The organism is Methyloversatilis discipulorum (assembly GCF_018780585.1).
Classification (GTDB): Bacteria; Pseudomonadota; Gammaproteobacteria; order Burkholderiales; family Rhodocyclaceae; genus Methyloversatilis; species Methyloversatilis discipulorum_B.
On sequence record NZ_JADMJL010000006.1, the window covers coordinates 97,445 to 122,813 of the forward strand.

The following is a 25,369-nucleotide window of genomic DNA, read 5'->3' on the forward strand; positions in this document are numbered from 1 at the left end:
CGGGGCGCGTCAGAACCGCCCCGCCTGATAGCGCTGCCCCAGCACGTTCTGCAGCGACTGCACGACGCTGAAGGCGTCCTTCAGCTGGCTGCGTTCGAAGTTCGACAGTTCGTCCGGGCGCAGGAAGTTGTCAGCGTTCAGGCCGGCGGCGAGTTGGCGGGCCTGGTGCTGGATGCGCAGCGTGGCGATGAATTCCAGCGCGTCGCGCAGGTCGCGTGCGGCCTGTTCGCTGATCTCGCCGCTGGCGGCGGCGACGGCCAGCCGGTCGTGCGTGTTGACCGCGTCGTGGCCGCCGGCCAGTGCATAGACGCGCGCCAGGTCGACCACCGGCACGATGCCGTTGTGCTTGAGGTCCAGCGTGCCCTTGTTGTCGCCGCTGCGTATCGTCGACAGGCTTCGGAACAGGCCCAGTGGCGGCGTGTGGCTCAGTGCATTGCCCACCATGTATGCGAGGAAGATGCGGTTGTCGCGCGTGTGTGCGAGCACGTCGCGGCGCAGTTCGTCGAGCAGCGCGGTCTTGCCGTAGATGGCGCGCAGGTCGAAGAACACGCAGGTGAGCATGAGCGCCTTCGGCTCCGGCTGGTCCACCCATTTGCGGAAGTACTGCATCCAGCGCGCCTTGGGCTGCCGCCACTGGTCGGTCATCGCCATCATTTCGCCCGGGCAGTGGATGTAGCCGCAGGCGTCCAGGCCGTCGCACACCCAGGTGGCGAAGGCCTTGAAATAGTCGCCGTGCATGGCAGCGTCGTAGCTGTCGTCGATCACGAGACAGTTGTCCTGGTCCGACTTGGCCGTCTGTTCGCTGCGCGCCTGTGAGCCGGCGGCCACCCACACGTAGTCCACCGGCGCCGGGCCGAACTTCGCTTCGGCCAGCTGCACCAGCCGGCAGGTGATGGCGTCGGTCACCGCGGTGATGATGTGGCCGGTGCTGTAGGCAGTGGCGCCGGCAGCGGCCAGATTCTGCTGCAGCTGGCGCACGCGCGAGGCGGCGGCAGCCAGGCCCTCGACCGTGGTCTGCTTGTAGATGTCGCCGGCCAGGTAGACGGCAGAAGTGCTGTGCTGTTCGGTCAGGTCGGTGGCGGTGATCATGCCGGCCACGCGATCGCCGTCCATCACCGGCACGTGGTGGATGTTGTGGCGCGCCATCAGCAGCAGTGCGTCGAAGGCGGGCTTGCGCACGTCCATCGTCATCGGTGCGACGGTGGCGATGTCGATCACCGGACGGTCGATGTCCAGCCCCTGGGCGACGGCGCGGTTGCGCAGGTCGCGGTCGGTCACCAGGCCGTACAGATGGCCGGCTTGGTCGACGATGAGCACCGAGGACACGCGTTGTTCGCGCATCAGCTGCGCCGCCGCGCGTATGGCGGTGTCCGGCGCCAGCGTGATCGGTGCGCGCTTGACCAGTGCCCGCACCGGCGTGGTCATCAGATTCAGGTGTGGATCGCTGCTGCGCGAGGTGGTGCCGGGGCTGCCACCCGGCACGATGAAGGCGCGCAGCGCCGGATGGGCGGCGCAGGCGGCGTCGATGTCGGCAGCGGCAAAGCGGGCGACCGTGGCACCGCGGTCGGCGCGCACCGTCCACGGTTCCGGTACGCGGGCGGCGGTGCCGTAACCGAACAGTTCGCCCGGCGCGAGCGCGACGCGGCCGCCGTGGTCGGCGTCGATCAGGTCGATGTGGCCGTCGAGCAGCAGGTAGAGCGCGTCGGCATCGACCGCCGCCTCGCCGTCGAAGGCGACGACACGGGCGGCGGCGGCCAGCGCCTCGCGGGCGCCGTCATCCAGCAAGGCAAGGGCGCGCTGCGTCGACAGCGCGGTGCGCAGGCGAGCGTCGGGGGAATCGGTCATCGCGTTCGGGGCTCCGCAGGCAGGGCAGGTAATGCAAGCATGCCTGCAATCGTCGTCGCCGCCTTGACTACACGCAAGCCCCGCGACGGCGGCCGGGACTAACTCACGCGTACTTCCGCGCCGGGTTCGATCGCGCCGCCAGCCACCACCTCCAGATACACGCCGAGATCGCGATGTCCGTAGCGCTCCATCATGGTCGCCGGAATGGTCATGTCGCGCTCCGCCGTGAGCGGGTTCACGCCGGTGGCGGCGCAGCGCGGGGTGCGCATGACCGCCTTCAGGCGCACGTTGCCGATCGTCAGTTCGCGGTCGAGCCAACCCGCTTCCGCCCACGGCTCCGCGCCGTCGATGTAGAGGTTGGCGCGAAAGCGCATCGGGTCGATGTCCACGCCCCATTCCTCGCCGATGCGGCGCACCGTGGCGAGGTTGATCAGCGACACTGCATTCATCATGCCGTGCGACAGCACGCTCACGTCGGTGAAGCGGAAGCCTTCGCCAGCGACGAGCGTGGGCGGGCCTTCGAAGCGGGCGCCCAGGTGGCGGGCAACGAAATCGGCGAAGCGGGCGCAGGCGGCGCTGTCGTCGAGGTCGACCTGCAGCGTGCGACCGTCCGGCGTGCGCACGGTGAGGCGGCGCGCGTCGTCGTCGAGATGGGTGGTCAGGGCAGCCAGGGCCGGGTGGTCCATCAGCGCGATGAAGTCAGTCTTTGGACGTGGCTGATAGCTGCCGGCATCGAAGTCCCAGCTGCCGTTGGTGAGCGCGTACAGGCGGTCCAGCGGCATGCCCTCGCCGGCGCGCAGTTCGACGCGGGCGAGCGGTTCGGCGGAAAGGCCCTTTACGGGGTAGCGGTAGAGCTGACGGAGCGTGATCATGGCGGTGCCCGGGGAAGTGAGGAATGAGCGGATGCTCGGGGCGCCGGCCGACACCGGCAATAAGTCGTTCACCGGATGCACCGGCGTTGTCGATTCCTGCGCGTCTGCTTCGTCGTCCGGACATACCCCTTACTCACTTGCAGGAGAGACCGACATGCGATTCATGGTGCTGATCAAGGCCGACGCGAACAGCGAGGCGGGCGTGATGCCGGACGAGGCGCTGCTGACCGAGATGGGCCGCTTCAACGAGGAACTGGTAAAGGCCGGTGTCATGCTGGGCGGCGAAGGGCTGCACCCGAGTTCGCGCGGGGCGCGCGTGCGCTTCTCGGGGGCGGCGAGAACCGTCACCGATGGCCCCTTCGCGGAAACCAGGGAGCTGATCGCCGGCTTCTGGATCTGGCGGTGCGCCTCGCTGCAGGAGGCTATCGACTGGGTGAAGCGCTGTCCCAACCCGATGCCGGGCGAGTCGGAAATCGAGATCCGGCAGATTTTCGAAGCCGACGACTTCGGCGACGCGATGACGCCCGAACTGCGCGCGCAGGAAGACCGACTGCGCGAGCAGATCGAGCGCAACCTGCCCGGCGGCTGAGTACCGGCGCAGGTCCGAACCCGACATTCTGTTGAAAAACAATATATCTGACGATATATTGTTGGCCATGGACACACCCACGCTCGACGATCTGCGCGTTTCGGCTTCGCGCGCCTGCGCGCTGCTGCGCGTGCTGGCGCACGAAGACCGGCTGGTGCTGCTGTGCCGGCTGGCCGAGCGCGAACACACGGTGGGCGAACTGGAACAGGCGCTGGGCATCGTCCAGCCGACGCTGTCGCAGCAGCTGGGTGTGCTGCGGCGCGAAGGTCTGGTCGATACGCGGCGCGACGGCAAGTACATCCACTACCGCATCGCCAGCGACGACGCACTGGCGGTCATGCAGACCCTGCACGCGCGCTTCTGCGCGGACACCACGAACCACGGAGACACACGATGACCATCGCCTGGGATGCCTTCACACCCTGGAGTTCGCTGGCCGGCGGCGTGCTGATCGGCCTGTCGGCCGCCTTGCTGATACTGGGCAGCGGGCGGGTGGCCGGCATCAGCGGCATCGTCGGCGGTCTGCTCAGGCCGGGTGGTCCGGACACGACCTGGCGCCTGGCTTTCCTCGGTGGATTGCTGGTCGCGCCCTTGCTGTGGCGGCTGTTCGCTGTGCTGCCCGAGGCGCAGCCGGTGGCCGGTGGCGGGCTGCTGGTCGTCGCCGGACTGCTGGTCGGCATCGGCACGCGCTACGGCTCGGGTTGCACCAGCGGCCACGGCGTGTGCGGCCTGTCGCGCCTGTCGCCGCGCTCGCTGGTGGCCACGCTGGCTTTCATGGGCGCCGGTTTCGCCACCGTCTACGTCGTCCGTCACCTGCTGGGAGCCTGAACATGCAAGCGCTGATCGCACTCGTTGCCGGGCTGTTGTTCGGCCTCGGCCTGCTGCTGTCCGGCATGGCCAACCCGACCAAGGTGGTCGGTTTTCTGGATCTGGCCGGGAACTGGGATCCGTCGCTGGCGCTGGTCATGGCCGGGGCCATCGGCGCCGCCTTGCCCGCCTTCACGATCGCCAGGAAGCGCAGCACCGCCTGGGCCGGTTGCGCGCTGGCGCTGCCCAGCGCCACGCAGATCGATGCTCCGCTGGTGCTGGGCAGTCTGACCTTCGGTGTCGGCTGGGGGCTTGCCGGCTACTGCCCGGGTCCGGCGCTGGTGTCGCTGGGTACCGGTTCGGCGCCGGCCGTGGTGTTCGTGCTGGCAATGATCGCCGGCATGGCGATCCACGCCTGGCTTACGCGGCCACGGGCGTGAGCAGGTAGTCGAACAGCGCGCGCACGCTGCGGATCTGGTTGCCAAAGGGCAGGGCGCCGCGGCCGCGGAAGAAGAGGCCGGTCTTCAGGTCACCCTTCAGCGCGGCGGCCAGCTGGTGATCAATGCAGAACTGGCCCCAGCCGATCAGGCCGTCGCGCAGCCCGCACTGGGCGAGGCAGTCGAAGCTCTTGGCGCAGCGCGACTTGGCATGCGCCACCGCCTGAGTCCTGTCGAGCAGCGACAGGTATTTCTGCAGCCAGGGCGTGCGCACCGCGCGCGCCGGCAGACCGGCCACGCTGGTGAATTCGACCAGATCCTCATCGCGCGCCTCGGCCAGCACGTGCTTGAAGGCGTCGTCGGCGTCACATTCCTCGGTCACCGCGAACGAAGTGCCAAACTGCACCGCCGAGGCGCCCAGCGCCTGCATGCGACGGATGTCTTCGTGCGTGCGCAGGCCACCGGCGACGATGACCGGCACTTTGCCCTCGAGGCCGGCCTTGTGCAGCACTTCCAGCGTTTCCGGCACCACGCGTTCGAAATCGAAGCGCGGGTCGCTGGTGTCTTCGACCTTGGCCGCGCCGAGGTGGCCGGCGGCCCAGCCCGGATGTTCGAGCACCACGGCGTCAGGCGCGCGTTGCTTGCGTTCCCACTTGCGCACGATGAGCTGCACGCCGCGCGCGTCGGACAGGATGGGGATGAGCGCCGCCTTCGGGTATTCGCGCGCCAGTTCCGGCAGATCCAGCGGCAGGCCGGCGCCGACGACGATGGCGTCAATGCCGGCCTGCAGCGCGGTCTTCACATGTTCGGCGTAGGCACTGACGGCACGCATCACGTTCACCGCCAGCATGCCGCGACCGCCCGAAATTTCCTTCGCGGCCGCAATCTCGCGCTGCAGGGCTTCGACGTTGGCGGCGTTGATCTGCTGTTTGGCGTCTTCACCGCGCAGGCCGCGCGTGCGTTCCATCAGGTCCGGGTGATGACGGCGCAGGTCCACCGACGAAATGGTGCCGACACCCCCCTGCTGTGCCACGGTGCCTGCCAGCCGGTGTGCCGACACGCCGACGCCCATGCCGCCCTGCACGATGGGCAGCAGCGTGCGGCCGCCGAGCTTCAGCGGCCGCAGGCCGCTGCGCGCGAACTGCTCGGCATGCGGGCTGACCGCCGACGTGACGGCGGAAACTTCGGAAGGGGAAAGCATCATGGTGTACGGACCGGCGGAGTGTGGGCGACACCATAGCCGGCCGTCGGCGGCGCCGGCTTGAGCAAGGTCAAGCACCGCTCCCATCCGTAAAGTGCGCCAGACCCGCGGCCCGGGCTCGGGGGAGGGTTCTGTGGGAGGGGCCTTCTGACCCCGACTGCGGCCTGAATCGAAGCCTGCGGATTGCAGCGGCCGCGTCGCGGCCAAGGCCGCTCCCACAGGGATCGCGCCAAATCCGCGGCCAGAGCCAGGGTTTTGTGGGAGGGGTCTTGACCCCGACGGCGGCCTGACTGCGGACTGCAGCGGCCGAGTCGCGGCCGAGTCGCGGTCGAGGCCGCGACTCGGGGCGCCTGGCGATCAGCGCATGCGACGCTTCGCGGCGAGGCCGATCATGCCGAGGCCGGCCAGCAGCATGGCGTAGGTTTCCGGTTCCGGTACCGCGCTGATCGAGAACATCGAGGTCGTGCCGGACACTTCGTTGGCCACCGCGAGGAAGAGCTTGCCGTCGTACTCGAAGGCGCTCAGGCCTTCCGGCGACAGCGAGTCGGCGTCGACGATGAAGTCGAGGAAGGTGGCGGCGGTCGGGTCGGTCACGTCGTAGATCGCGATCACGCTCTGCAGCGAACGTTCGAAACCGATGAAGGCCAGTGTGCGGTCGCCGATCTCCAGCAGCGTCACGCCCTCCGGCTCGACGCCCTTGTTGTCGCTGCGGCCGTCGTCGATCAGCGCCGGGAACTGTGCCAGCAGAAGTGCTTCGAGCTGGTTGCCGCTGTCGAAGACCTGGTTGCCGTTCTCGTCCAGGATGGAGAAGGAGCGGCCGCCGAAGGTGTGAATTTCGTCGTAGTCGCCGTCGCCGTCGAGGTCGCCGCCGGAGGTCGTGACCGTCAGGCGGCCCAGGTTGGCATTCTTCTTCAGGTCGGCCGCGTTCGGAAACACGGTCGGGTCGAGCACGTAGCTGCCGGAGCCGACGCGGATCTCCTCGTTGAAGGCGCCGGGGATCGCGTCGTCGAGGTTGCGCGAGTCGCCTTCGTTGGCGGTGACGTAATAGGTCTTGCCGCCGCTGCTGTAGGCGGCGATGGCATCCGGCATGTACATGCCCTTGACCGGCACCGTGCGGTAATTGCCGGTCAGCGCCGTATTGGCCGGGCCGTCGCGGTCCGAGGTGTCGATCGCGTTCTGCGGCAGGCTGAAGTCCTTCAGGCCGAGCGACTTCACGCTGGTGATCGAGTTCGTCGTCAGATCGATCATCGCCACCGCGTTCGCTTCCTGCAGCGTCACCATGGCGCTCTTGCCGTCCTTCGCCACTGCGATGTATTCGGGTTCCCAGTCGAGCGAGGGCTTGCTGCCCGGCGTGACGATGCGGCCGAGACCGCTGGTGCCGTCGTAGGCGCTGAAGCCCAGCGTCGTGACCGCATCGCGCGTGGTGTCGATGATGCTGATCGAGCCGCGTGCCTCCTGCGTGGTGGAGGCGGTCAGCGGCAGCGGTTCGCCTTCGTTGGCGGTCATGATGCGACCGTCCGGCGTGAAGGTGACCATGTCCGGCAGGGCGCCGACCGAGTAGCTGTTCAGCATGCTGCGGCTGGTCGTGTCGAAGGTGAGCACGGTGCCGGCGGCGGTCTTGACCGGTGCCGCGATGGCGAAGGCGGCCACGCCGTTGCGCACGGCGACGCTGTTCAGCTCACCCCAGGCCGTGGTGTCGATGTGCTGCACGAAGCTGCCGGTCGATGCACTCAGGATGTCGATGCCCTTCAGGCCGGCCACCCACAGTTCGTTGTTGAGGCTGTCGAAGGCGACGATTTCCGAGGTCTGCCCGGCGACGCTGGTCGCGGCGCCGTGGGTGAAGGTCCACAGCTTTTCCCAGCTGACGGCATCGGCTGCCTGGGCGACCGGAACGAACAGCGCGGCGATGGCCGCGGCGGTGATTTTTCTGACCATGACGAACTCCTGTTGTTGTTGGGCGAAACGCGTCTTGCGGACGCGCAATCACAGCAACAGGATGTTTCGACAAGGTTACGCCGCGATGACATGACACAGTTTTGCAATCGGGTGCCGCCCCGCAGGCCGGGCGGCACCCGATCGACTGTCCGTCGCGGACGAGGACTAGCGGTACTCCGACAGCGGCGGGCAGGTGCACACCAGGTTGCGGTCGCCGGCGACGTTGTCGACGCGCGCGACCGGCGGCCAGTACTTGTCGCGATCCACCGATTCGGTCGGGAAGAACGCGGCACGACGGCTGTAGGGCCGTGTCCATTCATCGGCGATCAGCAGCTCGTGCGTGTGCGGCGCGTGCTTGAGCAGATTGTTCTCGCGGTCGGCGCGGCCGGCTTCGATGTCGGCGATCTCGGCGCGAATCTGGATCATCGCGTCGCAGAAGCGGTCGATCTCGGCGCGGTTCTCGCTCTCGGTCGGTTCGATCATCAGCGTGCCGGGCACCGGGAAGGACACGGTGGGTGCGTGGAAGCCGTAGTCCATCAGCCGCTTTGCCACGTCCTCGACGGTGACGCCGCTCGTGTCCTTCAGCGGTCGCAGATCGACGATGCACTCGTGGGCGACGCGGCCGTGCTTGCCGGTGTAGAGCACCGGGTAGTGCGGCGACAGCTTTTGCGCAATGTAGTTGGCATTGAGTATCGCCACCTGAGTTGCGCGCTTCAGGCCGGCCGCGCCCATCAGCGCGATATAGGCCCACACGATGGGCAGGATGCTGGCCGAGCCCCAGGGTGCGGCTGACACCGCACCGATGGTGCCGGCCGGGCCCGCCACCGGATTCACGCCCTGCACTACCGGATGGTCCGGCAGGAAGGGCGCGAGGTGCGGTGCGACGCCGATCGGACCCATGCCCGGGCCACCGCCGCCGTGCGGGATGCAGAAGGTCTTGTGCAGGTTCAGGTGGCACACGTCGAAGCCGATGTCGCCCGGACGCACCAGGCCGACCATCGCGTTCATGTTGGCGCCATCCATGTAGACCTGGCCGCCGTGCGCGTGGATCAGCGCGCAGATGTCGCGTACGCCTTCCTCGAACACGCCGTGCGTGGACGGGTAGGTCATCATCAGCGCGGCCAGCCGGTCGGCATGCTGTTCCGCCTTGGCCTTCAGGTCGGCGAAGTCGACATTGCCCAGCGTGTCGCAGGCGACGACGACCACTTCCATGCCGGCCAGCACTGCGCTCGCCGGGTTGGTGCCGTGCGCCGACGCCGGGATCAGGCATACATTGCGGTGACCCTGGCCGCGTGTCTGGTGGTACTTGCGTATCACCAGCAGGCCGGCGTATTCGCCCTGAGAGCCCGCATTTGGCTGGAAGGACATCGCGGCGAAGCCGGTGATCTCGCACAGCCGCTCTTCCAGTTCCTCGAACAGCTGCTGGTAGCCCTGCGCCTGCTCCAGCGGCACGAAGGGGTGGAGCGCGGCGAACAGCCGGTAGGTGACCGGCGTCATTTCGGTGGTCGAATTCAACTTCATCGTGCACGAGCCGAGCGGAATCATCGCCCGGTCGAGCGCGATGTCGCGCGCGGCCAGCCGGCGCATGTAGCGCATCATTTCGGTTTCCGAGTGATAGCGCTGGAACACCGGGTGGGTCAGGATGGCCGACTCGCGGCGCAGCTCCGCCGGGATGCAGTCGGCGACGCGGGCGTCCATTTCGGCCAGATCGAGCACGCTGTCGGCACGGGTGGCGAAGGTGGCGAGCACGCGTTTCAGCTCGCTGCGGCGCGAGGTTTCGTCGAAGGCCGCCGACAGGTGGTCGGCGTCGATCACGTGCAGGTTGAAGCCGGCTTCGCGCGCCCGCGCGGCGATGCGGCGGGCGATGCCCGGCACGCGCACCTGCACGGTGTCGAAGAAGCGCTCATGCACGACGTCGAAGCCCAGTTCGCGCAGGCCCTGCGCAAACAGCACGGCCATCCGGTGCACCCGCTCGGCGATGGTGCGCAGGCCTTTGGGGCCGTGATAGACCGCGTAGAACGACGCGATGACCGCGAGCAGTACCTGCGCCGTGCAGATATTGCTGTTCGCCTTCTCGCGGCGGATGTGCTGTTCGCGCGTCTGCAGCGCCATGCGCAGCGCCGGCCGGCCGTTGGCGTCGGTCGATACGCCGATGATGCGGCCCGGCATCTGCCGCTTGTGTTCGTCGCGGCAGGCAAAGAAGGCGGCGTGCGGGCCGCCGTAACCCATCGGTACGCCGAAGCGCTGGGCGCTGCCGAACACGATGTCCGCACCCATGCCTTCGGCACCCGGTTCCTTCAGCAGCACCAGCGCCAGCGGGTCGGCCGCCACCGCCGACAGCGCACCGGCGGCGCGCGCCGCAGCCAGCACCGGTGACGGATCGCGCAGGCGGCCGCTGGAGCCGGGATAGCTCAGCAGCACGCCGAAGTACTCGCCGTCGATGCCGGCCCACGGATCGCATTGCACCACCTCGATGCCCAGCGGCTCGGCACGCGTACGCACCACCGCCAGCGTCTGCGGGTGGGTGTCGGCATCGACGATGAAACGCGGCGACTTCACCTTCGAAATGCGGTGCGCCATCGTCATCGCTTCGGCGGCGGCGGTGGCTTCATCGAGCAGCGAGGCGTTGGCGACCGGCAGGCCGGTCAGGTCGATCACCATCTGCTGGAAGTTCAGCAGCGCTTCGAGTCGTCCCTGCGAAATCTCGGCCTGGTAAGGCGTGTAGGCGGTGTACCAGCCCGGGTTCTCGAGCACGTTGCGCTTGATGACATTGGGCGTGATGGTGTCGTAATAGCCCATGCCGATCAGGCTGGTGTGCAGTTCGTTGCGCGCGAACATGCGACGCAGCGCGTCATCGACCACGCGCTCGGAGCGCGGCGCCGGCAGGTTCAGCGGCGCGTCGAGCTGGATGTCGGCCGGAATGGTCTGGGCGATCAGTTCGTCCAGGCTGGCCACGTCGAGCGCAGCCAGCATGACGGCGAGATCGCGTTCGTCGGGGCCGATGTGACGGCGGATGAAGTCGCCGCGGTCTTCCAGCGCTTCGAGGGAGGGACGCTTGTCCATGGTTCAACAGTCCTTTCCGGGCCGCTTCTGGCGGTCCTTTGGTGAAGGTACCGGTCTCGCGTCATGTCGACGTCTGACCGGAGTCGAGGTTCAGCAGAAAAAAGAAGCGTCGCTGTGTGCGGTCGGGCGTCAGCGCCTGTAGCGGTTCGGCACGAAGGGCATGTTGGCGAGTGCGGCCGGCACCTTCTGCCCGCGCGATTCGATGAACAGCGGCGTGCCAGCCAGTTTCGCGGCGCGCTCGATATAGGCCATCGCGATCGGCCGGCCCAGCGTCGGGCTGTGGTTGCCGCTGCTGATGACGCCGATCTGACGGCCGTCGGCGTCGACCACCGCGGCGCCGGCACGCTGCGGCGCGCGGCCCTCCGGCAGCAGGCCGACGCGCACCCGCGCCGGCGGTGCGGCGAATTCGCCGAGGATGACCGCCGCGCCCGGGAAACCGCCGGCACGCACGCCACCGGCACGGCGTGCCGGTGCGACCGCCCAGCCTATGGCTGCCGATACCGGCGTCGTCGTCGCGTCGATGTCGTTACCGTAGAGGCACATGCCGGCCTCCAGTCGCAGCGTGTCGCGCGCGCCGAGGCCGATCCAGCGCACGTGCGGGTGTTCGAGCAGGCGCTCGGCGAAGGTGGGACCGGTTCCGGCCGGCAGCGAAATCTCGAAGCCGTCTTCGCCGGTGTAGCCGCTGCGGCTGACCCGCGCGCCGTCGTTGAATTCGCGCACGTCGAGGAAGCGCATGCCGGTCAGGTCGCCGTAGGGCTGCAGCACCGCTTCGGCTTCCGGGCCCTGCAGCGCGAGCAGCACGCGGTCGTCGCGCAGGCGCCAGCTGCAGTCGTTACCCGGCGGATGGGCGTCGAACTGGGCGAGCACGTCGTCGAGGCGCGACGCGTTGCAGACCACATGGAAGGTGTCGCCCATGCGCTGGATCATCAGGTCGTCGATCAGGCCGCCGGCGGTGTTGGGCAACAGCGAGTAGGTCTGGCGGCCGTCGGGCAGCGCGACGAGGTCGGCGGTGGTCAGCGATTCCAGCCAGGCGCAGGCGCCGGGGCCGCTGACCTCGATCTGCCCCATGTGGGACACGTCGAACAGGCCGGCGTGGGCGCGCGTATGGAGGTGTTCCTGCAGGATGCCCGGGGCGTACTGGATGGGCATGTCCCAGCCGGCGAAGGCAACCATCTTGGCGCCCGCGGCCAGATGCAGCGGATGAAACGGTGTGCGGCGCAGCGCCGCGGTGTTCGGGGTGTCCATCGTTGGATCCTTTCCTGCCGTGCGGTCGGAGGGTGACCTGCGCATGGCTTGAGTCCCGCTCGCCGGGTGGGCGGGCAAGGGCGCGCATGATGCCATGCAACAACAGTGGTCGACGCGTCGACGACGCCGATGTTGCACCTTGACGACGGAAAGTTATTAACTGAACATTCGGTCATTAAAAACCGGATGTCCTGCACGCCGTGACAACACGCCTTTCCGCCACTTTCCCGGTGCGCACACGATGAGCGTCGCGGCTCGCCGCGGGCGGCCGGCGCTGGTCGATCCGGCGGCGCTGATACGCTGCGCGCTCGACCTGTTCGTCGAGCACGGCTACGCCGCCACCCGGCTGGAGGACGTGGCGCACGCGGCCGGGGTGTCCAAGGGCACGCTCTACCTCTACTTCGATTCCAAGCAGGCGCTGTTTGCCGCGGTCGTGCGTGAGGGTCTGGTGCCGGCGCTGGCCGAGGGCGAGGCGCTGGTGGCCGGCTGGGCCGGCAGCGGCCCCGACCTGATGCGCCAGCTGCTGGCCGGCTGGTGGCAGCTGATCGGCGAGACGCCGCTCGGCGGCCTGCCCAAGCTGATGGTCGCCGAAGCGCGCAATTTTCCCGACATCGCCGAGCTGTACCACCGCGAAGTGATGCAGCGCGGCTGCGCGCTGGTCGCGCGGGCGATCGACTACGGACACGCGCGCGGCGAGTTCCGCTCGCCCGGCGACGCACGCACCGTCGATGCGGTGATGGCGCCGCTGCTGCTGTACGTGCTGATGAAACATTCCTTCGGTTCGATTGCCGATGCCTGTTGCGGCGCTTCCGAAGCCGACGATATCCGTTTCCGCATCGAATTCTCCATTCAGGCCCTGCTCACATGACCAAGCTGTTTGCGTTCTGCTTCGCCGCGCTGCTGCCGGTCCTGCCGGCGTCGGCGCAGACGCCGCCCGCCGTCGGCTTCAAGCCGCTGTCCGAAATCGCCACCTATCCGCAGCGCGATGCACCGGCGCAGGCGGTGGCGCTCAACCGCACCCAGCTCGCCGCCGAACTGAGCGCGCGCGTGGCGTCCACGCACGCCGAGCCGGGCGAGCACGTGAAGAAAGGCCAGGTGCTGGTGCGGCTCGATGCGCGCGACTACCAGCTCGCACTGGAGCGTGCGCAGGCGCAGTTGCAGGCGGCGCAGGCACGACTGGCGCAGGCCGACGCGCAATTGCGTCGCACGCGCGCCTTGCGTGACCAGAACTTCGTTTCGCCGGAGGCGCTGACGCAGCGCGAGACCGAAGTCGAAGTGGTGCGCGCCGATGTGGCCGTCGCCGCCAACGCGGTCGACCTCGCGCGGCGCAATGTCGACAAATGCGTGCTGCGTGCGCCCTATGACGCGGTGGTGCGCACGCGCGAGGCTTCGGCCGGCTCGCTGGCCGGCGTCGGCACGCTGCTGATGACGCTGGACGACGCACGGAAGGTGGAGGTGTCGGCACGCGTGGCGCCGCGCGATCTCGACGCGCTGCGCGCCGCACGCGAACTCGCATTCGTATCGCCCGCCGGCCGCCAGCCGCTGCGCATCGCCCGCGTTTCGCCGGCGATCGACGACGCCACCCGTACGCACGAGGTGCGCGCCGTCTTCACCGGAGAGCGTGCACCCTCGGGCGCCGAGGGGCGACTGGTGTGGCAGGACCCGGCGCCGCACGTGCCGGGCGAACTGCTGGTGCGGCGCGGTGCGGCGCTCGGCGTGTTCGTCATGCGCGAAGGCAGCGCCCGCTTCGTGCCGCTGGACGGCGCGCAGGAGGGCCGACCGGCGCGCACCGACCTGCCGGCCGACACGCGCATCGCGGTCGACGGCCGCAACAGCCTGGTCGACGGACAGTCGCTGAAATGAAGCGCCCGATGCCGTTCTATCCCCGCTTCATCAGCAATCATCCGCTCGCCAACATCACCTTCATGGTGGTGCTGCTGCTCGGCCTGATGGCCTATCTCGGTCTGCCGCGCGAACAGGACCCGGAAATCAATTTCAACTGGGTGCAGATCACCGTGGCGCTGCCCGGCGCCTCGCCCGAGGATGTCGAGAAGCGGGTGCTGCAGCCCCTCGAGGACGCGATCCAGAACGTGTCCGACATCCGCTTCATCTCGTCAGCTGCGCGCGACGGTCTGGCCGGCATCCTGGTCCGTTTCGACGAGGTGCCGGTCGGCACCTTCGACAAGCGGGTGAACGATCTGCGGCGCGAGATCCAGAACAAGGCGCGCGCCGAACTGCCGGTCGAAGCCAAGGAAGCGCAGATCATCGAGGTCACCAGTTCCAACGGCTTCCCCACGGCGCAGGTCCTGCTCACCGGTCGTGCGGACGACGAGGTGTTGCGCGCGCTCGGGCGCGAGATGAAGACCGATCTGGAACGAATGAAGGGTGTTGACCGCGTGTTCTCGCTCGGCCTGCACGACCCGGAACTGCGCGTCGAGTATTCGGCGCAGGCGGCACAGGCACGCGGTCTGCTGCCGACGGACATCGCCGACGGCGTCGGCGCCTGGTTCCGCGACGTGTTCGCGGGCCGGCAGCGCGCCGGCGAGCAGGAGTGGCTGGTGCGCGTGGTCGGTCAGGACGCCGATCCCGGCTGGCTGGCCGACGTCGGCGTCGCGCCGCGGGCCCGCCCGGGCAGCATGGTGAAGCTGGACGAGGTGGCGACCGTGGTACGCGCCCGCGCGCGGCCGACGCAGCAGGTGTCGTCCGACGGCCAGCCCGGCGTGCTGTTCTCGCTGGCCAAGAAGCCGGGCGTGAACACGCTGGCGCTGATCGAGCGCGTCAATGAATACGTCGAGCGCAAGAACGCGGTGCTGGCGGCGCAGGGGCTCAAGCTCGAACTGATGGACGACCAGACGGTGCCGACGCGCGAGGCGATCGCCATCATGGAATCGAATGCGCTGGTCGGTCTGATCATGGTCATCCTGCTGTGCTGGATCTTCCTCGGCTCGCGCATCGCGCTGCTGGTCGGCCTCGGCATCCCGTTCTCGCTGGCCGGCACCTTTGCCATCCTGCAGGCGACCGGATTCACGCTGAACATATCGGTGCTGCTGGGTGTGGTGATCGCGCTCGGCATGCTGGTCGACGACGCGGTGGTCATCGTCGAGGCCATCTATTACCGGCTGCAGCGCGGCGCGGCCACGCTGGACGCCGTCGTCGGTGGCGTGCAGGAGGTATGGGCGCCGGTGCTCGCTTCGGTGGCGACGACGATGGCGGCCTTCCTGCCGCTGATGCTGCTGCCGGGCATCGTCGGCAAGTTCATGTTCGTCATCCCCTTCGTCGTCACGCTGGCGCTGGCGATCAGCCTGATCGAGGCGTACTGGATGCTGCCCGCTCACGTGCTGTCGATGGGCCGCACGGTCGAGCGGCCGTCGCGGCTGCAGGCCACGCGTACCCGCTTCACCCGCGTGCTGCGCCATCGCTACGCCAAAGTGCTGGCGTTCGCGGTACGCCACTGGATCGTGCTGTGCGTGATCGTGCTGTCGCTGGTCGCTGGCGCGGTCGGTGCGATGGCGACAGGTCTGGTGCGCGTGCAGTTCTTCGCCTTCGATCCGATGCGCATCTTCTACGTGAACATCGACATGCCGGCCGGCAGTCCGCTGTCGGCGACGCTGGCGCGGGTGCAGCAGATCGAGGGTGAGGTGCGCCGCCATCTGCAGGACGGCGAGGCGCGGCGCGTGGCGGCGCTGGCCGGCGCCAAGTTCACCGACGCCGAAGCGCTGTTCGGCGACGCCTACGGTCAGGTGGTGGTGGCGCTGCTGCCGCGCGCGGACGAAGGGCGCGAGGTCGGCGCCATCGTCGATGGCATGCGTGCAGCCGTAGTCGGGCTGCCCGGCGCCGGCACCATCAGCTTCACCCAGCTGTCCGGCGGGCCGCCGGTGCAGAAGCCGGTCAAGGTAAGGGTGCGCGGCGACGATCTGGTCGAACTGCGCGCCGCAAGTGCGGAGGTCAAGCGCATTCTCGGCGCCATCGACGGCGTGCGCGACATCGTCGACGACGACATCCCGGGCCGGCCGCAGCTGGCGCTTCAGCTCGACCGCGACGCGCTGCGCGACGCCGGCCTGACCGCTGACCAGGTTGCGCGCGCAGTCCGGCTGCAGGTGGAGGGTGAAATCGTCGCCGTCACCCGCGATCAGGGCGCCAAGCTCGAAGTGCGCGTCGCCGCCGCCGGCCACGCGGATGACGACGTGATGCGCGTGCTCGACGCGCCGATCGCCCTGCCCGGCGGTGCGGCCACCACCTTGCGCGCGCTGGTCTCCGCCGACACAACGCGCGGCCCGGGGGTGATCAAGCACTACAACCTGCGCCGCACGATCACCGTGGAGGCCGACCTCGACAAGGACAAGCTGAACGCGCTGCAGGTGACCGACGCGCTGAAGACGGCGTGGGAAGAGGCGCGCACGCGTTTTCCGCGCACCGACCTCGACTTCTCCGGCGAACTGGAAGACGTCGAGGAAAGCCTGCAGGCGATGAAGGTGCTGTTCCTGCTCGGCGTCGGACTCATCTACCTGATTCTCGCGGCGCAGTTCCGCAGCTACTGGCAGCCGCTGATGATTCTGGCCACCGTGCCGCTGGCCTTCACCGGCGTCGCCGTTGGCCTGCTGGTCAGCGGTTCGCCGCTGTCGCTGTACACGCTGTACGGCGTGATCGCGCTGACCGGCATCGTCGTCAATTCGGCCATCGTGCTGATCGACGCTGCCAACGAACGCCGCCTGGCCGGCATGAGCGTGCTGCACGCGGCGATCTACGCCGCCCGCCGCCGTGTCGTGCCCATCATCATCACCACCAGCACCACCGTCGGCGGACTGTTCTCGCTGGCCGCCGGCATCGGCGGCTATTCGCTGCTGTGGGGGCCGGTGGCGGGCGCCATCGTCTGGGGGCTCGGTGTCGCCACCGTGCTCACGCTGTTCGTGATGCCCGCCCTCTACATCGCCTGCATGCGCCCGCGCACTGCACGCACCCGACTTCGCTCAAGTTTCTGACGCACTGCATCACGGTACAATCGCCGCTTCTTTCAGGGGACCGAAAAATGGATATCGAACAGGCGCGCTTCAATATGGTGGAACAGCAGATCCGGCCGTGGGACGTGCTGGACCAGGACATCCTCGACCTGCTGTTCGTCGTCAAGCGCGAAACCTTCGTCCCGGCGCCGCTGCGCCAGCTCGCCTTCGCCGACACCGCGATTCCGCTGGGCCACGGCGCGGCGATGCTGGAGCCGAAGATCGAGGCGCGCGTGCTGCAGGAACTGAAGCTGAAAAGCACCGATACGGTGCTCGAGATCGGTACCGGCTCCGGTTACATGGCGGCCCTGCTGGGCGCCCGTGCCAGCCAGGTGACGACGGTCGAGATCGAACCGGCACTGGCCGAGCGTGCCCGCGAGAATCTGACCGCTGCCGGCGCGTTGAACGTGCGCGTCGAAGTCGGCGACGCCGCCCAGGGCTGGGCCACGCACGCCCCCTACGACGTGATCGTGGTGTCCGGCGGCCTGCCGGTGCTGCCGCAGGAGCTGGTGGCCCAGCTGCGTCCGGGTGGTCGCCTGATCGCCTTCATCGGCGAAGAGCCGCTGATGAACTGTGTGCTGGTCAGGCTGAACGCCGACGGCACGCAGTCGCAGGAAGTGCTGTTCGAAACGGTGGTGCCGACGCTGCGCAACGCGCGCGGCGCGCAGCGCTTCGTGTTCTGAGGCGGGCGCGATGCAGCAACTGAGCGTGACCGACCTCGCCGCCTGGCTGGCCGATGAAAGCCGTCCCAAACCGCAGCTCCTCGACGTGCGCGAGAAGCACGAGTGGGCCATCTGCCGCATCGAGGGCAGCCAGCTGATGCCGATGAACACGGTGCCGGCGCAGCTGCAGGAACTCGACCCGGAGCGGCCGCTGGTGTGCGTCTGTCACCACGGCGGCCGTTCGATGCAGGTCGCCATCTTCCTCGAACGCAATGGCTTCTCGAACGTGTTCAACCTCAGCGGCGGCGTGGACGCCTGGGCGCTGCAGGTCGACAGCTCGATGGCACGGTACTGAGCAATGCGCCTTTCGCGGACGGCTGCGCTGATTGCCGGCCTGCTGGCATCGACCGGCACGCTGGCGGCTGAAGACCTGTTGGCTGTTGCGCGAGCGGCGCTGGCCAACGACGCCCAGTTCCAGTCGGCGCGTGCGCAGCGCGAGGCGACTTCGGAAAAGCTGCCACAGGCGCGCGCCGGGCTGCTGCCCAGCCTGACGCTGAACGGTACGACGCAGTGGAACGACGTCGAGATCAGCAAGCCGGTCGATCGCAGCACGCAGTACAACTCGCACAACTTCGGTTTCCAGCTGACCCAGCCGCTGTTCCGCTGGGCCAACTGGGTGCAGTTCGAGCAGGGCAAGCTGCAGGTCGCGGCGGCTGACGCCCAGCTTGCGCAGGCGCGGCAGGACACACTGCTGCGCGCGGCGCAGGCCTATTTCGATCTGCTCTATGCGCAGGACGTGCTCACCTCCATCATCGCGCAGAAGACGGCCGCCTCGGAGCAGCTCGAACTGGCGCGCAAGAGCTTCGAGGTCGGCACTGTCACCATTACCGACGTGCACGAGGCGCAGTCGCGCTTCGATCTCGCCACCGCGCAGGAAATCGCCGCGCGCAGCGACATCGAGGTGAAGCGGCATGCGCTGGCGGTGATCACCGGCCGCGCGCCGGAGGCGCTGCGCGGTCTGCGCAGCGAAGTCGCCTTCACGCTGCCGGAGCCGGCGCGCATGGAGGACTGGGTCGATCGCGCGCAGACCGAGAGTCTGACAGTGCTGGCGCAGCTGGCGAACCAGGAGATCGCCAACCGCGAGATCGAACGCCAGCGCGCGGGCCACTACCCGACGGTCGATCTGGTCGCGACCTACGGTCAGAACAAGACCGTCATCACTTTCGCCGGTGCGCCGCTGAACAACGAAACGACGACCGGTACGGTCGGCGTGCAGGTGTCGGTGCCGCTGTTCCAGGGCCTGGGGCAGGAATCGCGCGTGCGCGAATCGGCCCACCTGCTCGACCGCGCCCGCGCCGAAGTCGATTTCGCACGGCGCAACGCCGCGCAGCAGGCGCGTCAGGCCTGGCTGGGCGTGGCCAACGGCATCGCTCAGACCGCCGCACTGCGCGCCGCGCAGGTGTCGTCACAGTCCTCGCTCGATGCCAACAAGCTTGGCTACGAGGTCGGCGTGCGCATCAACATCGACGTGCTGAACGCGCAGCAGCAGCTCTACGTCACCCGTCGTGACCTCGCCAAGGCGCGCTATGACACGCTGCTCGCTCAACTGCGCCTGAAGGCGGCCGCCGGCCAGCTCGCCGAGCCGGAGATCGAGGCGGTCAACGCGTTGCTGGAGTAGGCGCAGGCGCCGTCTGCGGCGCCCCTGCTCGGCCGCCTGATGGAGCGGGCTTGCTCGCGATGCCGGCATGACATCGTCGCGACGTCCTCCCGCTCCAGACGAATGCGCTGATTCACCCTGCGTCGATTCACCCCAGCGCCGCAATCACCTCCGGCGGCGCCTGCACCAGTTCGATCAGCACACCCTCGCCGCACAGCGGGAAATCCCCGTTGCCCTTGGGGTGGATGAACACGATGTCGTGACCGGCGGCGCCGCGACGGATGCCGCCCGGCGTGAAGCGCATGCCCTGCGCGGTGAGCCATTCGACCGCGGTCGGCAGGTCGTCCACCCACAGGCCGATATGGTTCAGCGGCGGCTCGTCCACGCGCGGCTTTTTCGAAGGATCGAGCGGCTGCATCAGGTCGACCTCGACCCGGTGCGGGCCGCTGCCCAGCACTGCGATGTCTTCGACCACGTTCTCGCGTTCCGAGGTGAAGTCACCTTCGAGACCGAGGCCGAACAGGTCCACCCACAGGCGGCGCAGCTTCATGCGGTCGGGGCCGCCGATGGCAATCTGCTGCAGGCCGAGGATGCGGAAGGGACGGCTCATGTGTTCACTCCTGTGTTGCGTCGGTAGGACCCGATCATCATCGCGATGCCGGCGATGATCATCGGCAGGCTCAGCCACTGGCCCATCGACAGTCCGCCCGCCAGCAGGCCGAGAAAGTCATCCGGTTCGCGGCCGAACTCTGCGAGGAAGCGGAAGCCGCCATAGCCGATCAGGAACATCGCGCTGACCGCAGCCATCGGTCGCGGACGGCGCGAGAACCACCACAGCAGCACGAACAGCCCCAGCCCTTCGCCGGCGAACTGGTAGAGCTGCGACGGGTGGCGCGGCAGCATGTCCACGGTCGGGAAGATCATCGCCCACGGCACGTCGGTGACGCGCCCGACCAGTTCGGCGTTCAGGAAGTTGCCGATGCGTCCGGCCGCCAGGCCCAGCGGCACCAGCGGCGCGATGAAGTCGGTGAGCTGGAAGAAGCGCCAGTCGGCGCGCCGCGCGAACAGCGCGACGGCCACCAGCACGCCGAGAAAGCCGCCGTGAAAGCTCATGCCGCCCGACCAGATGGCCGGGATTTCAGTCCAGTGTTCGAGGTAGTAGGCCGGCTTGTAGAACAGCACGTAGCCCAGCCGCCCGCCCAGCACCACGCCCAGCACGCCGTAGAACAGCAGGTCGTCGATCTGCTTCGCGTCCAGCGATGGCGCACCGGCCGCGGCCAGCCGCTTCGCATGCACGCGGCCGAGCAGCATGAAGGCGACGAAGGCGAGCAGATACATGAGCCCGTACCAGCGCACGGCCAGCGGGCCGATCTCGAAGGCGATCGGGGAAATGGTCGGGTGGATCAGGTAGTCGTGGATAGGCACGGAAGAGGAGAGGTGGCTGTGCGGTCCGACAGTTTAACTTTGCCGGGCGGGTGCGTTCGTTTCCTGGCCCGCCGCTATTTCAGCCAGCCCTTGCGGCGGAAGTACCAGAAGGGCAAGGCCACGCTCAGCGCCATCAGGCCGAGCGAGAACGGGTAACCCCAGCGCCAGCCCAGTTCGGGCATGTGCGCGAAGTTCATGCCATAGACGCTGGCGATCAGCGTCGGCGGCAGCATGGCGACCGACGCGACCGAGAAGATCTTCACCACCTTGCTCTGGTTCAGGTTGATGAAGCCGATGATGGCGTCCATCAGGAAGTTGATCTTGTCGAAAATGAAGGCGGTGTGGCCGTCCAGCGATTCGATGTCGCGCAGGATCTGCTTCACCTTGTCGGTCTGCGCCTTGCCCAGCCGGTGCTCGCGCATCAGCCACGACAGGGCGCGTCGCGTGTCCATCAGGTTGCGCCGTATGGTGCCGTTCAGGTCCTCGTTGCGGGCGATGCGGGTGATGCTGTCGGCCGCTGCGTCGTCCGAGCCGCGCTGCTCGCCGAGCACGCGGGCGCTGACCGATTCCAGTTCGGTGTAGATGTGTTCCAGTGCATCGGCGGACTGTTCGACGTCCAGCGCGAACAGTTCGATCAGGATGTCGGTCGGCTGCGCAAGCTTGCCCGGCTGCGCGCGGTTGCGCATGCGCAGCAGGCGCATGATGGGCAGTTCGTCGTCGTGCAGGCTGATCAGCATGTGCGGGCCGATCACGAAGCGCAGCGCCTCGGTCACGTACTCGTGACCGCGCCCGATCAGGAAATCGGCGCGCAGGTTCAGATTGCCCTGTGCGTCGACGAACACCCGCGCGCTGGCCTCGATGTCGGCGTCGTCATCGGGCGCCTCGACATCGATGCGGAAGCGACGTTGCAGCCATCGCTCCTCGTCGCCGTCGAGATCGAGCGCGTCTATCCAGACGATGTCCTGGTCGGGCACCGCGTCGTGCAGCGCTTCGGCGGCGCGGGTGAGTCGGCCGTCCTGCAGCGTGTAAACGTGAATCATCGGCAGACATCCGGGTGGGGCGGTTCGAACCGGGAAGGGCGGTACCGGCGGGCACCGGTGAGGCGGATGTTAGCGGTCACGACTTCCATGTCCGCAACTTTCGTCGATCAGCCCCTTGCCCCGAACAGCGCCGTGCCGACGCGCACGATGGTGGCGCCTTCGGCGATCGCCGCTTCGAGGTCCTGCGACATGCCCATCGACAGCGTGTCGAGACGGTGTCCGCGCGCGTTCAGATCGTCCTTCAACTGCCGTAAATGGGCAAAACGGCGACGCTGGAGGGCGACATCATCGGTCGGTTCGGGAATGGCCATCAGGCCGCGCAGTGCGAGTCGCGGCAGTGCCGCGATGGCGTCGGCCAGCGCCGCGACCTCGTCCGGTGCGACACCGCTCTTCGAGGTCTCGCCGCTCACATTGACCTGTATGCACAGGTTCAGCGGCGGCCGATGCGGGTCGCGCTGTTCGGACAGCCGCGCGGCGATCTTCTCGCGGTCCACCGAATGCACCCAGTCGAACCAGGTCGCGACCTGACGCGTCTTGTTGCTCTGCAGCGGGCCGATGAAGTGCCAGTCCAGCGCGAGGCCGGCTTCTTCGAGGCGCTGCGCCTTGTCACAGCCTTCCTGCACGTAGTTCTCGCCGAAGGCGGTCTGACCGGCGGCATGCGCGGCGATGATGTCCGCATCCGGCTTGGTCTTGCTCACCGCCAGCAGAAGAATGTCTGCGGGGTCGCGGCCGCAGGCGCGGGCGGCGTCGGCGATACGGTGGCGAATTGCTTGCAGGTTGTCTGAAATGCTCATCATAATGCCCTGAATTTCTTCGAATTATATTCGGCACAACACCCCATTCATTGCCCGAGGCCCGTCATGGACATCACCGAACTGCTCGCGTTTTCCGTCAAGAACAAGGCGTCCGACCTGCACCTCTCGGCCGGTCTGCCGCCGATGATCCGCGTGCATGGCGACGTGCGCCGGATCAATCTGCCGCCGATGGAGCACAAGGATGTGCACGGCATGATCTACGACATCATGAACGACACCCAGCGCAAGGTGTACGAAGAGCACCTTGAAGCCGACTTCTCGTTCGCGGTGCCCAATCTGGCGCGTTTCCGGGTCAACGCCTTCGTGCAGAACCGTGGTGCGGGCGCGGTGTTCCGGACCATTCCGTCCAAGGTGCTGACGCTGGAAGACCTGAAGGCGCCGAAGATTTTCCAGGACATCGCCAACACGCCGCGCGGCATCGTGCTGGTGACCGGCCCGACCGGCTCCGGCAAGTCGACCACGCTGGCGGCCATGGTCGATTACATCAACGAAAACGAGTACGGCCACATCCTGACCGTCGAAGACCCGATCGAGTTCGTGCACGAATCCAAGCGCTGCCTGATCAACCAGCGCGAAGTCGGGCCGCACACGCTCAGCTTCTCGAACGCGCTGCGCTCGGCGCTGCGGGAAGACCCGGACGTGATCCTGGTCGGTGAAATGCGCGATCTCGAAACGATACGGCTGGCGCTGACCGCGGCCGAAACCGGTCACCTGGTGTTCGGCACGCTGCACACCTCCAGCGCTGCGAAAACCATCGACCGTATCGTCGACGTGTTCCCGGCCGAGGAAAAGGAAATGGTGCGGGCCATGCTCTCGGAGTCGCTGCGCGCAGTCATTTCGCAGACGCTGCTGAAGACCAAGGACGGTACCGGCCGGGTTGCCGCGCACGAAATCATGGTCGGCTCGCCGGCCATCCGCAACCTGATCCGCGAGAACAAGATCGCGCAGATGTATTCGGCCATCCAGACCGGTCAGAGTCTGGGCATGCAGACGCTGGATCAGAACCTGCAGGAACTGGTGCGCCGCAACGTCATTTCGCCGGCCGAAGCGCGCACCCGTGCGCAAAACAAGGACATGTTCGCCGGCTGAGTGCCGCGCCTGCCGCTACACTGACAACGACAACCGCCGCGGAGAGCGCAGATGGAAAGAGATCAGGCCCTCAAATTCATGTACGACCTGCTGCGCCTGATGGTGACCAAGCGCGGTTCCGACCTGTTCGTGACCGCCGGTTTTCCGCCGGCGATCAAGGTTGACGGCCGCATCGTGCCGCAGTCCAACCAGTCGCTGACGCCGCAGCACACGGCCGAACTGGCGCGCGCCATCATGAACGACCGGCAGGCGGCCGAATTCGAGGCGACCAAGGAGTGCAATTTCGCGATCTCGCCGGCCGGCATCGGCCGCTTCCGCGTCAATGCCTTCGTGCAGCAGGGCAAGATAGGCTGCGTGCTGCGCACCATCAACGCCAAGATTCCGACGCTGGACGAACTGGGCCTGCCGCCGGTGCTGAAGGACGTGGCGATGACCAAGCGCGGTCTGGTCATCTTCGTCGGTGGTACCGGCACCGGCAAGACGACCTCGCTGGCCGCACTGGTCGACTGGCGCAACACCAACAGCTACGGCCACATCATCACGATCGAGGACCCGATCGAGTACGTGCACGACCACAAGAACTGCGTGGTGACGCAGCGCGAGATCGGGCTCGACACGGCGGACTGGGAAATCGCGCTGAAGAACACGCTGCGGCAGGCGCCGGACGTGATCCTGATGGGTGAAATCCGCGACCGCGAAACGATGGAGCACGCGATCCAGTTCGCCGAAACAGGTCACCTGTGCCTGGCCACGCTGCACGCCAACAGCTCCAACCAGGCGATCGACCGCATCATCAACTTCTTCCCGGAAAACAAGCGCGAACAGCTGCTGATGGACCTGTCGCTGAACCTGCGGGCGATGATTTCGCAGCGTCTGGTGCCGCTGAAGGAAGGCAAGGGCCGGGCGGCAGCGATCGAGGTCATGCTGAATTCGCCGCTGATCGCCGACCACATCTTCAAGGGCAATGTCGGCGAGATCAAGGACGTGATGAAGCGCTCGCGCGAGCTGGGCATGCAGACCTTCGACCAGGCGCTGTTCGACCTCTACGAGGCCGGCCGCATCAATTACGAGGACGCGCTGCGCAACGCCGACTCGGTCAACGACCTGCGCCTGCAGATCAAGCTGAACAGCAAGGAAGCGCAGGACCGCAACCTGAACGTGACGTCGGGGCTGGATCTGGTCTGAGCAGGCGCCGGCTGGGTCAGGCGGTCGCGGTCGGAAGACCGCGACAGCTGGTCGCTTGCCCGTTCAGCGCACCACCAGCACCGCACACGGCGCGTGGTGCAGCACGTTGCTGCTGACCGACCCCATCACGATGCGCTTGGCCAGACTCAGGCCACGCGTGCCGAGGATGATCAGTTCGGCCTTTTCCTCTTCCGCGATATCGACCAGAACGTCGGCCGGTTCGCCCATCGCGAGCCGGGTGCGCGCGGCCACGCCGCGAGCCGCCAGTTCGGCCGCCACCTTGTCGAGTGCCGCGCGCGCGTGGTCGATCTCGGCCTGGTCCACTTCGACCGCGGTACCGCGTATGCCCAGCGCGGGGCCGCGTACCACCGACACGATGACCGCATCGAGCGGACCGTTCAGGATCTGCAGCTGATCGATCGCCTTGTGCGCGTGTTTCGAACCGTCGTAGGCCACCACCACTTTCATTGTTCTCTCCCGATAGGTGACGCACGTCGGTGCGCCG

General features: G+C 67.6%; 23 protein-coding genes. 12 read left to right on the forward strand and 11 right to left on the reverse strand.

Translation table 11 applies throughout. The features are described from left to right. Nucleotides 1–9 precede the first annotated feature (9 nt). Together IV112_RS01925 and IV112_RS01930 are read right to left on the reverse strand one after the other, a co-directional pair. Complete coding sequence (locus IV112_RS01925; protein WP_304000752.1) at nucleotides 10–1,845, reverse strand: putative nucleotidyltransferase substrate binding domain-containing protein; 1,836 nt, start codon at nucleotides 1,843–1,845, stop codon at nucleotides 10–12. Between the two features lie 98 nt (nucleotides 1,846–1,943). Then, the gene (locus IV112_RS01930; protein WP_304000754.1) at nucleotides 1,944–2,717 is read right to left on the reverse strand and encodes an MOSC domain-containing protein; all 774 of its coding nucleotides are present in this window, start codon (nucleotides 2,715–2,717) and stop codon (nucleotides 1,944–1,946) included. Between the two features lie 154 nt (nucleotides 2,718–2,871). Here IV112_RS01930 and IV112_RS01935 point away from each other — a divergent pair, with 154 nt between their 5' ends. From IV112_RS01935 to IV112_RS01950, 4 genes are all read left to right on the forward strand, one after another. Further along, on the forward strand, nucleotides 2,872–3,306 hold the full coding sequence (locus IV112_RS01935; RefSeq protein ID WP_304000755.1) for a YciI family protein: 435 nt from the start codon (nucleotides 2,872–2,874) through the stop codon (nucleotides 3,304–3,306). 67 nt (nucleotides 3,307–3,373) lie between these two features. Further along, nucleotides 3,374–3,703 (forward strand): ArsR/SmtB family transcription factor, encoded by a 330-nt coding sequence (locus IV112_RS01940; RefSeq protein ID WP_304000756.1) that lies wholly within the window; start codon nucleotides 3,374–3,376, stop codon nucleotides 3,701–3,703. Continuing rightward, the gene (locus tag IV112_RS01945) at nucleotides 3,700–4,134 is read left to right on the forward strand and encodes a YeeE/YedE family protein (protein ID WP_304000758.1); all 435 of its coding nucleotides are present in this window, start codon (nucleotides 3,700–3,702) and stop codon (nucleotides 4,132–4,134) included. The genes IV112_RS01940 and IV112_RS01945 overlap by 4 nt, the downstream gene beginning before the upstream one ends. A 2-nt stretch (nucleotides 4,135–4,136) precedes the next feature. Further along, complete coding sequence (locus tag IV112_RS01950; protein WP_304000759.1) at nucleotides 4,137–4,553, forward strand: DUF6691 family protein; 417 nt, start codon at nucleotides 4,137–4,139, stop codon at nucleotides 4,551–4,553. Here the strand turns inward: IV112_RS01950 and IV112_RS01955 are convergent. The 4 genes from IV112_RS01955 to gcvT all read right to left on the reverse strand — a co-directional run bounded on the left by IV112_RS01955 (nucleotide 4,534) and on the right by gcvT (nucleotide 11,994). After that, on the reverse strand, nucleotides 4,534–5,754 hold the full coding sequence (locus IV112_RS01955; RefSeq protein WP_304000760.1) for an NAD(P)H-dependent flavin oxidoreductase: 1,221 nt from the start codon (nucleotides 5,752–5,754) through the stop codon (nucleotides 4,534–4,536). The two genes, IV112_RS01950 and IV112_RS01955, sit on opposite strands and share 20 nt — an antisense overlap. A 354-nt stretch (nucleotides 5,755–6,108) precedes the next feature. Beyond that, nucleotides 6,109–7,686 carry a choice-of-anchor I family protein gene (locus IV112_RS01960; protein ID WP_304000761.1) on the reverse strand — a complete coding sequence of 526 codons (1,578 nt, stop codon included), beginning with the start codon at nucleotides 7,684–7,686 and terminating at the stop codon, nucleotides 6,109–6,111. Between the two features lie 165 nt (nucleotides 7,687–7,851). Beyond that, nucleotides 7,852–10,749: an aminomethyl-transferring glycine dehydrogenase gene (gcvP, locus tag IV112_RS01965; RefSeq protein WP_304000762.1), complete on the reverse strand. Its 2,898-nt coding sequence runs from the start codon at nucleotides 10,747–10,749 to the stop codon at nucleotides 7,852–7,854. A gap of 129 nt (nucleotides 10,750–10,878) precedes the next feature. Further along, nucleotides 10,879–11,994: a glycine cleavage system aminomethyltransferase GcvT gene (gene gcvT / locus IV112_RS01970; protein ID WP_304000763.1), complete on the reverse strand. Its 1,116-nt coding sequence runs from the start codon at nucleotides 11,992–11,994 to the stop codon at nucleotides 10,879–10,881. A 241-nt stretch (nucleotides 11,995–12,235) separates the two neighbouring features. Between gcvT and IV112_RS01975 the strand changes: the two genes are divergently transcribed. From IV112_RS01975 to IV112_RS02000, 6 genes are read left to right on the forward strand one after another with little or no spacing between them, the layout of a single operon-like run. Beyond that, nucleotides 12,236–12,862, forward strand: a complete 627-nt coding sequence (locus IV112_RS01975) for a TetR/AcrR family transcriptional regulator (protein WP_304000764.1) — start codon at nucleotides 12,236–12,238, stop codon at nucleotides 12,860–12,862. Next, on the forward strand, nucleotides 12,859–13,857 hold the full coding sequence (locus IV112_RS01980) for an efflux RND transporter periplasmic adaptor subunit (RefSeq protein WP_304000765.1): 999 nt from the start codon (nucleotides 12,859–12,861) through the stop codon (nucleotides 13,855–13,857). The genes IV112_RS01975 and IV112_RS01980 overlap by 4 nt, the downstream gene beginning before the upstream one ends. An 8-nt stretch (nucleotides 13,858–13,865) precedes the next feature. Then, a complete protein-coding gene (locus tag IV112_RS01985) occupies nucleotides 13,866–16,973 on the forward strand; it encodes an efflux RND transporter permease subunit (RefSeq protein WP_304000767.1) in 3,108 nt (1,035 codons plus the stop codon). A gap of 47 nt (nucleotides 16,974–17,020) precedes the next feature. After that, nucleotides 17,021–17,674, forward strand: coding sequence for a protein-L-isoaspartate O-methyltransferase family protein (locus IV112_RS01990; RefSeq protein ID WP_304000769.1), 654 nt, complete (start codon nucleotides 17,021–17,023; stop codon nucleotides 17,672–17,674). 10 nt (nucleotides 17,675–17,684) lie between these two features. Continuing rightward, a complete protein-coding gene (locus tag IV112_RS01995) occupies nucleotides 17,685–18,008 on the forward strand; it encodes a rhodanese-like domain-containing protein (RefSeq protein ID WP_304000770.1) in 324 nt (107 codons plus the stop codon). Between the two features lie 3 nt (nucleotides 18,009–18,011). Continuing rightward, a complete protein-coding gene (locus IV112_RS02000; RefSeq protein ID WP_304000771.1) occupies nucleotides 18,012–19,331 on the forward strand; it encodes a TolC family outer membrane protein in 1,320 nt (439 codons plus the stop codon). Between the two features lie 127 nt (nucleotides 19,332–19,458). Here IV112_RS02000 and IV112_RS02005 read toward each other — a convergent pair whose 3' ends face one another. The 4 genes from IV112_RS02005 to IV112_RS02020 all read right to left on the reverse strand — a co-directional run bounded on the left by IV112_RS02005 (nucleotide 19,459) and on the right by IV112_RS02020 (nucleotide 22,572). Further along, a complete protein-coding gene (locus IV112_RS02005; protein ID WP_304000772.1) occupies nucleotides 19,459–19,920 on the reverse strand; it encodes a VOC family protein in 462 nt (153 codons plus the stop codon). Next, on the reverse strand, nucleotides 19,917–20,735 hold the full coding sequence (lgt, locus tag IV112_RS02010) for a prolipoprotein diacylglyceryl transferase (RefSeq protein WP_304000773.1): 819 nt from the start codon (nucleotides 20,733–20,735) through the stop codon (nucleotides 19,917–19,919). Before lgt ends, IV112_RS02005 begins: the two co-directional genes overlap by 4 nt. 74 nt (nucleotides 20,736–20,809) lie before the next feature. Then, nucleotides 20,810–21,775, reverse strand: coding sequence for a magnesium/cobalt transporter CorA (gene corA / locus IV112_RS02015; protein ID WP_304000774.1), 966 nt, complete (start codon nucleotides 21,773–21,775; stop codon nucleotides 20,810–20,812). Between the two features lie 107 nt (nucleotides 21,776–21,882). Further along, a complete protein-coding gene (locus IV112_RS02020) occupies nucleotides 21,883–22,572 on the reverse strand; it encodes a YggS family pyridoxal phosphate-dependent enzyme (protein WP_304000775.1) in 690 nt (229 codons plus the stop codon). A gap of 63 nt (nucleotides 22,573–22,635) precedes the next feature. Here IV112_RS02020 and IV112_RS02025 point away from each other — a divergent pair, with 63 nt between their 5' ends. Both IV112_RS02025 and IV112_RS02030 read left to right on the forward strand, forming a co-directional pair. After that, nucleotides 22,636–23,679: a type IV pilus twitching motility protein PilT gene (locus tag IV112_RS02025; RefSeq protein ID WP_296813686.1), complete on the forward strand. Its 1,044-nt coding sequence runs from the start codon at nucleotides 22,636–22,638 to the stop codon at nucleotides 23,677–23,679. A gap of 51 nt (nucleotides 23,680–23,730) precedes the next feature. After that, nucleotides 23,731–24,864, forward strand: a complete 1,134-nt coding sequence (locus tag IV112_RS02030; protein WP_020166184.1) for a PilT/PilU family type 4a pilus ATPase — start codon at nucleotides 23,731–23,733, stop codon at nucleotides 24,862–24,864. Between the two features lie 63 nt (nucleotides 24,865–24,927). Here IV112_RS02030 and IV112_RS02035 read toward each other — a convergent pair whose 3' ends face one another. Further along, the gene (locus IV112_RS02035; protein ID WP_304000776.1) at nucleotides 24,928–25,332 is read right to left on the reverse strand and encodes a universal stress protein; all 405 of its coding nucleotides are present in this window, start codon (nucleotides 25,330–25,332) and stop codon (nucleotides 24,928–24,930) included. Nucleotides 25,333–25,369: the final 37 nt, after the last annotated feature.

Excerpts from the sequence above, each read along its gene's own strand:
- IV112_RS01940 (WP_304000756.1), top strand. The coding sequence starts at position 3,374 with ATGGACACACCCACGCTCGACGATCTGCGCGTTTCGGCTTCGCGCGCC.
- corA (WP_304000774.1), bottom strand. The coding sequence starts at position 21,775 with ATGATTCACGTTTACACGCTGCAGGACGGCCGACTCACCCGCGCCGCC.
- IV112_RS01990 (WP_304000769.1), top strand. The coding sequence starts at position 17,021 with ATGGATATCGAACAGGCGCGCTTCAATATGGTGGAACAGCAGATCCGG.
- IV112_RS01930 (WP_304000754.1), bottom strand. The coding sequence starts at position 2,717 with ATGATCACGCTCCGTCAGCTCTACCGCTACCCCGTAAAGGGCCTTTCC.
- IV112_RS01960 (WP_304000761.1), bottom strand. The coding sequence starts at position 7,686 with ATGGTCAGAAAAATCACCGCCGCGGCCATCGCCGCGCTGTTCGTTCCG.
- IV112_RS01925 (WP_304000752.1), bottom strand. The coding sequence starts at position 1,845 with ATGACCGATTCCCCCGACGCTCGCCTGCGCACCGCGCTGTCGACGCAG.
- IV112_RS02025 (WP_296813686.1), top strand. The coding sequence starts at position 22,636 with ATGGACATCACCGAACTGCTCGCGTTTTCCGTCAAGAACAAGGCGTCC.
- IV112_RS01975 (WP_304000764.1), top strand. The coding sequence starts at position 12,236 with ATGAGCGTCGCGGCTCGCCGCGGGCGGCCGGCGCTGGTCGATCCGGCG.
- IV112_RS02020 (WP_304000775.1), bottom strand. The coding sequence starts at position 22,572 with ATGATGAGCATTTCAGACAACCTGCAAGCAATTCGCCACCGTATCGCC.
- IV112_RS01955 (WP_304000760.1), bottom strand. The coding sequence starts at position 5,754 with ATGATGCTTTCCCCTTCCGAAGTTTCCGCCGTCACGTCGGCGGTCAGC.
- gcvT (WP_304000763.1), bottom strand. The coding sequence starts at position 11,994 with ATGGACACCCCGAACACCGCGGCGCTGCGCCGCACACCGTTTCATCCG.
- IV112_RS01980 (WP_304000765.1), top strand. The coding sequence starts at position 12,859 with ATGACCAAGCTGTTTGCGTTCTGCTTCGCCGCGCTGCTGCCGGTCCTG.
- IV112_RS02030 (WP_020166184.1), top strand. The coding sequence starts at position 23,731 with ATGGAAAGAGATCAGGCCCTCAAATTCATGTACGACCTGCTGCGCCTG.
- IV112_RS01950 (WP_304000759.1), top strand. The coding sequence starts at position 4,137 with ATGCAAGCGCTGATCGCACTCGTTGCCGGGCTGTTGTTCGGCCTCGGC.
- IV112_RS01985 (WP_304000767.1), top strand. The coding sequence starts at position 13,866 with ATGCCGTTCTATCCCCGCTTCATCAGCAATCATCCGCTCGCCAACATC.
- IV112_RS02035 (WP_304000776.1), bottom strand. The coding sequence starts at position 25,332 with ATGAAAGTGGTGGTGGCCTACGACGGTTCGAAACACGCGCACAAGGCG.
- IV112_RS02000 (WP_304000771.1), top strand. The coding sequence starts at position 18,012 with ATGCGCCTTTCGCGGACGGCTGCGCTGATTGCCGGCCTGCTGGCATCG.
- IV112_RS01935 (WP_304000755.1), top strand. The coding sequence starts at position 2,872 with ATGCGATTCATGGTGCTGATCAAGGCCGACGCGAACAGCGAGGCGGGC.
- gcvP (WP_304000762.1), bottom strand. The coding sequence starts at position 10,749 with ATGGACAAGCGTCCCTCCCTCGAAGCGCTGGAAGACCGCGGCGACTTC.
- IV112_RS02005 (WP_304000772.1), bottom strand. The coding sequence starts at position 19,920 with ATGAGCCGTCCCTTCCGCATCCTCGGCCTGCAGCAGATTGCCATCGGC.
- IV112_RS01995 (WP_304000770.1), top strand. The coding sequence starts at position 17,685 with ATGCAGCAACTGAGCGTGACCGACCTCGCCGCCTGGCTGGCCGATGAA.
- IV112_RS01945 (WP_304000758.1), top strand. The coding sequence starts at position 3,700 with ATGACCATCGCCTGGGATGCCTTCACACCCTGGAGTTCGCTGGCCGGC.